Origin of the sequence: Salmonella enterica subsp. diarizonae, assembly GCF_008692785.1 — a bacterium.
In the GTDB taxonomy this organism is placed as follows: Bacteria; Pseudomonadota; Gammaproteobacteria; order Enterobacterales; family Enterobacteriaceae; genus Salmonella; species Salmonella diarizonae.
In genome coordinates this window covers 1-763 of the sequence record NZ_VXJV01000032.1, presented here as the reverse complement: position 1 = coordinate 763, position 763 = coordinate 1, and the positions used below count along the sequence as shown (strand labels likewise).

The following is a 763-nucleotide window of genomic DNA, read 5'->3' as shown; positions in this document are numbered from 1 at the left end:
CGCCTGCAGCCGGATGACCCTCTGGCGCTGAGCCTTACCGGCACCAATGGGTGTCTGCCGCGTAAAACCCTGCAGAGCGTGTTGCTGGAACAACTCTGCGGCACACAGCAGACCCCGGTGCGCGTGCGTAACCTCTGTCGCCCCTCCATACCCTGCTATCCGCCCAGTGAGAATCGTTTTCACTGGAAGTTGCTGAGCCACCTGGGCAGCAGCTTTCTGTGGATGATGAACAATGCAGAGGTACTGCGTAATACCCTGGCGCTCTATAACTGGGCGGACAGCGATGTTAACCGTCGCCGTCTGAATGGCATTCTCAGGGTTGAACACCACCGGCTGGAATACTGGAAACGCGGCTTACAGCGGGGCGTGGACATTGAAGTGACCCTCGACACCACGATGTTTACCGGTGAGGGCGATGTCTGGCTGTTCGGCAGCCTGCTCAACCGCTTCTTCGCGCAGTACGCCGATATGCACCTGTTTAACCGCCTCACCCTGATACTGCAACCGACAGGACACTGCCTGCGATGGAAAGAGAACCATCAGTCAGCTTTACGACGCTAAATGACGCGTTCGGCGAACGCCTGCCGTACACCCATTTTTACCGCTTTCTGCAGTGGCTGGAAAAGACGCATCCTGAGTATCCACCACTCGGCAGCAGCAGGCGCATCGGCGATGACCCGGTGCGTCTGCGTCCGTATGCCGGAATGGGCTTTCCGGCAGGTGAGTTTAAGGGCATTGAGATTAATCCGGATGATAACCCGGA

At 57.7% G+C, this 763-nt stretch carries 2 protein-coding genes; both read left to right on the top strand.

The genetic code is table 11. From position 1 onward, the window contains the following. A partial coding sequence (locus F4V72_RS23965) for a type VI secretion system baseplate subunit TssF (protein ID WP_139147592.1) occupies nucleotides 1-561 on the top strand: 561 nt, incomplete at its 5' end. Beyond that, on the top strand, nucleotides 525-763 hold a 239-nt coding region (locus F4V72_RS23960; protein ID WP_150342521.1), incomplete at its 3' end, for a type VI secretion system baseplate subunit TssG. The genes F4V72_RS23965 and F4V72_RS23960, both read left to right, overlap by 37 nt.